This is a genomic window from Oleiagrimonas sp. (genome assembly GCF_027858935.1).
Classification (GTDB): domain Bacteria; phylum Pseudomonadota; class Gammaproteobacteria; order Xanthomonadales; family Rhodanobacteraceae; genus Oleiagrimonas.
The window spans coordinates 1-4,556 of the sequence record NZ_JAQIBU010000322.1 but is presented as its reverse complement, the minus strand read 5'-3'; the positions used below and the strand labels follow the sequence as shown (position 1 = coordinate 4,556).

The 4,556-nt window shown below is 63.0% G+C and carries 7 protein-coding genes and 1 pseudogene; all 8 read left to right on the top strand.

The annotated features are described in order from the left end of the window. A pseudogene (locus PF446_RS12155) lies at positions 1-444 on the top strand (alpha/beta hydrolase); the annotation flags it as partial. Between the two features lie 170 nt (positions 445-614). Further along, entirely contained in the window at positions 615-809 is a 195-nt protein-coding gene (locus tag PF446_RS12150; RefSeq protein ID WP_298071959.1) for a hypothetical protein, read from the top strand. Between the two features lie 64 nt (positions 810-873). Next, a complete protein-coding gene (locus PF446_RS12145) occupies positions 874-1,521 on the top strand; it encodes a PQQ-dependent sugar dehydrogenase (protein ID WP_298071958.1) in 648 nt (215 codons plus the stop codon). After that, complete coding sequence (locus tag PF446_RS12140; protein WP_298071956.1) at positions 1,521-1,706, top strand: hypothetical protein; 186 nt, start codon at positions 1,521-1,523, stop codon at positions 1,704-1,706. The genes PF446_RS12145 and PF446_RS12140 overlap by 1 nt, the downstream gene beginning before the upstream one ends. Before the next feature lie 487 nt (positions 1,707-2,193). After that, positions 2,194-2,553 carry a hypothetical protein gene (locus tag PF446_RS12135; RefSeq protein WP_298071954.1) on the top strand — a complete coding sequence of 120 codons (360 nt, stop codon included), beginning with the start codon at positions 2,194-2,196 and terminating at the stop codon, positions 2,551-2,553. Positions 2,554-2,557: 4 nt separating this feature from the next. Then, complete coding sequence (locus tag PF446_RS12130; protein WP_298071952.1) at positions 2,558-3,034, top strand: hypothetical protein; 477 nt, start codon at positions 2,558-2,560, stop codon at positions 3,032-3,034. Continuing rightward, the gene (locus PF446_RS12125) at positions 3,034-3,279 is read left to right on the top strand and encodes a hypothetical protein (RefSeq protein WP_298071950.1); all 246 of its coding nucleotides are present in this window, start codon (positions 3,034-3,036) and stop codon (positions 3,277-3,279) included. The genes PF446_RS12130 and PF446_RS12125 overlap by 1 nt, the downstream gene beginning before the upstream one ends. Before the next feature lie 77 nt (positions 3,280-3,356). Further along, positions 3,357-4,460 carry an AI-2E family transporter gene (locus tag PF446_RS12120; protein ID WP_298071947.1) on the top strand — a complete coding sequence of 368 codons (1,104 nt, stop codon included), beginning with the start codon at positions 3,357-3,359 and terminating at the stop codon, positions 4,458-4,460. Positions 4,461-4,556 lie beyond the last annotated feature (96 nt).

Below are 4,556 nucleotides of genomic sequence, written 5' to 3'. Positions count from 1 at the left end.
GGCCTGCATGCACTGGAAACCGCGCCATGGATGTACGAGTGGTACTTCATGCACAAGTGGCGCGGATCACTCAAGCGCAAGCAGAAGCTGTATCCGCACCAGGACTATTTCACTCCTGATGACCTCAGGGAAGGCCTGCGCGGCCTGACCCGGGCCCAGGTCGAGCGGCACACCGATTTCGGAACCCTCGACGAATACCTCGACGGTTATTCGGTCAGTGGCACGCGCATGGCCGAGCTTGAGGTACCGACCACCATTCTCACGTCGGTGGACGACCCGGTGATTCCGGTCAAGGAATTCACCGAGTTGAGACTTCCATCCAACGTCGAGCTGGACATCGCTCCATACGGCGGCCATTGCAGTTTCATCAAGAACTGGAAGTTGCGCAGTTTTACCGACGAGTACATCCTTGCGCGCTTCAATGCGACGTTGGAAGGCGACTGAAGCGCATCGGGCTCCTTGCCGTTATCCGGCCAGCTGCCGAGAGGCGTCCACCTTCCATGGACACCGGGGAAACCCAGGTTTACGCATGAGATGACTCGCGGGCGGGATCCCCACGATGATGGATCGGCGGGTGTATCGTGAACGTCCCCTGCCAAAAAGGACGGAAGGCCATGGATCGTGCATTTGCTCTGTTCCTTGTTCTGCTGGCCCTGCCGGTGCAGGCATCGCAGACCTTGCTCGAACAACTGAAGCTTCCGCCGGGTTTCCACATCGCCCTGTATGCCGTGGTGCCCAACGCGCGGGAAATGGCACGGGGCGATGACGGTACGGTGTTTGCGGGATCCATGAATGCGGGCAAGGTCTAAGCGCTGACCGATGCCAACCATGATGAAAGGCTGAACGTGTTCGGGTGCTGGCCACGGGCTACGCATGCCGGTCGACGTAGCCTTCGACGATGGGGCCCTGTACGTTTCGGAGGTCAGCCGCATTCTGGTGTTGCGCGACATCCAGTCGCATCTGGATGATGCACCGAAACCGCAAGTGGTCATCGACACGTTTCCGGACAAGACCCATCACGGCTGGAAATTTATCGCGTTCGGTCCGGATGGCAACTACGTGCCTGTCGGCGAGCCTTGCAACAACGGTGATCCGCCTCTTCCCTATGCTGCGATCTGGCGCATGAATCCGGACGCTAGCGATCGGGTCCTGGTGGCTCGCGGTATTCGCAACAGTGTCGGATTCGACTGGCAGCCGGGCAGCGGCAAGCTGTGGTTCACCGACCATGGCCGCGACATGTTTGGTGATGACATCCCCAGCGACGAACTGAATCGTATCGACCAACGGGGCGAGTATTTCGGATATCTCTTCTGCCCTCAGGGGGATCTACCCGACCCAGAGTACGGGAAGGGCCACGCGTACAGTGACTATGCACCGCCGGCGCTGAAGTTGGGGGCGCATGTGGCTTCGCTGGGCATGCGTTTCTACACCGGGAAATGTTCCCACCACGCTACCGCAACGGCCTGTTCATCGCCGAGCACGGCTCCCGGAATCGCAGCACCAAGATCGGTTAGCGGGTGATGGCGGTGCGGATACGCGGCAATCGCGTGCAGGGGCATTCGGCCTTGATCACCGGGTTCGAGAAAAACGGCACCACGCGAGGTCGTCCGGCGGATGTGCTCCCGCTGCCCGATGGCAGCCTGCTGGTCAGCGACGATTTCACCGGCGCGGTCTATCGCGTCACCAACCGTCCGCCCAACGCCTGATCCGGGCATGAGGGGCCATCCAAGTGTGCACCGATACCCGACCGCATCTGCCCGGCTCCGGCCACCTCGTCCGGGTCGTCCGGTGCAAGGCGATCCATGGGCACCTGCCGAACGCCAGCGGGGCATGGAACCGCGCAGGTTCGATCCTGGATCATGGCCAGAAAATCGCCTGCCTGTCGCTAACGCTTGCGATCCGACCGCGATCATTCAGCCGCGGTGCACGGCCTATATGTTTCAATGATTTAGTCGGTGCCGATGCGCCGATGCCGTACTGGGTGCGCTTGCGGAAATATCGCATCATGCTTTTTTGGTCAGCGTTGCTGTACAGCGCGACATCTGCCGTTTCGGGATGAACCGCTGCAGGGCCAAGCGCCTCGAGGGGTTTTCGGAGCGGATCGGCCAGATTCCCCTGGCGCGCTTGATGCGAAAGTTCTGGAACACACCATGCGTTCCCACGATCCGGCTTTCACCCGAACAGGAGGTCATCATGGCGAACAAGAGCAAAGAAGCTAATCTGGACGATCGCATCGAACGTGGCGCCGAGCGTCTCAAGGAGCGCGAATCCGCAGTCCTGCATGCGACCCGCGATGCCCTGAACAGCGGTTCGGACCGGGCCGAGGAAGCCTTGCACAAGGCGACCGATGCCGGCGCGGGCGCCGCGAGACGTACCAGCGAGCGTGCCGCAAAATGGAGCGGGAAAGGCCAGGAAAAGTGGACCAAAGGCCGCGCGTATGCCGAGAAGTCCATGGACAGCATGCTTGACTATGTGCGCGAGAACCCGGGCAAATCCCTGGCGCTCGCCGTGGCCGGCGGCTGGCTGATCGGCAATTTCCTGCGCCGGCGCTGAGTTAGTGAGCGAACCGGAGGAGTCCGTCCCAGAGACGGACGAATCGCCGGAGCACGAGCCGGCACCCGAAGACGACCGAGCCGAGGCTGATGAGCGCCTCGACCTGGTCGCGATGTGGGATGCGGTGCGTACGCTGGTAAGCGCGGCGCGTGATTTCATCAGCGCCCTGCTGGGATTGGCGCGCAGTGAACTGCATCTTGCACGGGTGAGCTGGCCGTTTGTGTTCGCCCTGGTGGTGGTGCTGGTCGGCCTGAGCCTGTCGCTCTGGATCAGCCTGATCGCCTTTATTGGCTGGAGCCTGTATGTGGCGACCGGGTCTGTGGGTTGGGCGCTTACCGCGCTGGTGGGCGTGCACCTGGTCTTGCTGGTCGTTGCCCGTTTCACGCTGCGTCGCACGGCCCGCAACATGACGCTCCCGGCGACGCGCGCCGAGGTGCGCGGATTGATGGATCGTGCCCGCAGGCGCGCGGGGAGACCGTGATGAATACGTGGTACAAGGCCATGCGCGACGTCCGCACCCAAAAAGCCGCAGTGCGCGTGCATCACTGCCGCGCACACTGTGCGTTACGTGTCCTGGAACACCAGTACCGCATTGCACCCGCATGGCCATTGGGCATGGCGGCCATCGGCGGGGCGGTGCTCGGCTACAGCCGCAAACGCTTGCCGCGCGGGGTGGTATCGACGATCTGGCGCTGGGGCCTGCTGTTGGGACGCGGCTTACTTTGAACGCCGACGAGCGTGGGCGCCACGATACGCCGGATCAAACGGGCGCAAACGGGAACCACAGCAACTCCGCAGCACCCTTGCCATCGCCCGATAGCCGCCCGGGTCAAGCGGTCGAGCAGACGCATCCGTCCCCGCGGTACCTGCGGGCACCTACGCGTACGATCAACCTGATCCTCACCGGGATGCTGGTGCTGGCCCTGGTCTATACGCTGGCGCTGAGTCAGGCGCTGCTGGTGCCCTTGATGCTTGCCGTGTTCCTGGGCCTGGGCCTGAACCCCATAGTCGCAGCCGCTACCCGCCTGCACGTTCCGCGTGGCTTGTCCGCGCTGGTGGTCATGCTGGTCGTGGCCGGCGGATCGATCGGTGCGGTGACCTTGCTGGCGCCGCCCGCGGTGAAGTGGCTGGAACAGGCGCCGGCGGCGATCCGCCACAACGTGGCGCCGATGATCAAGCCCCTCACGCACAAGCTGGATGAAGCCAACCGGGCCACGCAGTCGCTGGTAAACAACATGTCCTCGCGCCGGACCGGTGCGCCCACGAACACGCGTTTTGACGCATGGGACGTGATCGCGGTAACGCCGCGCGTGCTCGGTTTCGCCGTGACCGTAGGCTTGCTGGTGTTCTTCTTCCTGATCTACGGCGACCAGTTGTTGCTGAAGCTGGTGGAGGTGTCACCCTCGTTTACCAGCAAGCGGCATGTGGTCACCATTGTGCGCAACCTGCAGGCCGAGGTATCGCGCTATATCTTCATGGCCACCCTGATCAACCTTGCCTTGGGCGCGCTCACCGCATTGATCCTGTGGAGCCTGAAGATGCCTGACCCGCTGCTTTGGGGCAGTCTGGCAGCGCTGGCCAACTTCGTACCCTATGTGGGCGCCATCAGCATGATGGTGGTGCTTGCGCTGGTCGGGAGCATGCATTTCCATCATCCGCTGGACGCGCTGGCTCCCGCCTTGTCTTTTGCGGTATTGACCGCGGTCGAGGGCAACCTGATCACGCCGCTGATCATGGGCCGGCGCATGCGCCTGTCGCCGGTGGCCATCCTGATCTGGCTGCTGCTCTGGGCATGGTTGTGGGGCATCGCCGGAGCATTGCTTGCGGTGCCGATGCTGACCACGGTCAAGTTGATCGCCGAGCGCATCGAAGGTTGGCAATGGTTCGCCCACCTGATCGGGCGCTGAGCGTGCCGGTTTTCAGGCGCCGCCGGGCAGGAACACCAGCAGCGCGATGCCCAGCGCGATGCGGTAGATCGCGAACGGGGTGAAGCGGTGGCTGCG

Bases quoted from the DNA above. Each gene is read 5' to 3' on its own strand.
- PF446_RS12150 (WP_298071959.1), top strand. From the start codon at position 615: ATGGATCGTGCATTTGCTCTGTTCCTTGTTCTGCTGGCCCTGCCGGTG.
- PF446_RS12145 (WP_298071958.1), top strand. From the start codon at position 874: ATGCCGGTCGACGTAGCCTTCGACGATGGGGCCCTGTACGTTTCGGAG.
- PF446_RS12140 (WP_298071956.1), top strand. From the start codon at position 1,521: ATGGCGGTGCGGATACGCGGCAATCGCGTGCAGGGGCATTCGGCCTTG.
- PF446_RS12135 (WP_298071954.1), top strand. From the start codon at position 2,194: ATGGCGAACAAGAGCAAAGAAGCTAATCTGGACGATCGCATCGAACGT.
- PF446_RS12125 (WP_298071950.1), top strand. From the start codon at position 3,034: ATGAATACGTGGTACAAGGCCATGCGCGACGTCCGCACCCAAAAAGCC.